Annotated in this window: 1 pseudogene; it reads right to left on the reverse strand. The window is 72.5% G+C overall.

What is annotated here, in order from left to right:
- Positions 1 to 334, reverse strand: a pseudogene (locus ADK36_RS15330) (polyketide synthase); the annotation flags it as partial.

Consider the following 334-nt stretch of genomic DNA (forward strand, 5'->3'; position numbering starts at 1 on the left):
CGCGGCGGCCTGCGTGTGGCCGATGTTGGACTTCACGGAGCCGAGCCAGAGGGGTTGTTCGGCGTCGTGGTCCTGGCCGTAGGTGGCGATCAGCGCCTGCGCCTCGATCGGGTCGCCCAGCGTCGTGCCGGTGCCATGGGCTTCGACGGCGTCCACATCCGCACCGGTCAGCCCCGCACTCGCCAACGCCCGCCGGATCACCCGCCGTTGGGAGGGACCGTTCGGCGCGGTCAGTCCGTTGGAGGCGCCGTCCTGGTTGACGGCCGAACCGCGCACCACACCCCAGATCCGCCGCCCGTTGCGCACCGCGTCCGACAGCCGCTCCAGCACCAGC

Origin of the sequence: Streptomyces viridochromogenes (assembly GCF_001270495.1) — a bacterium.
Lineage (GTDB): Bacteria > Actinomycetota > Actinomycetes > Streptomycetales > Streptomycetaceae > Streptomyces > Streptomyces viridochromogenes_A.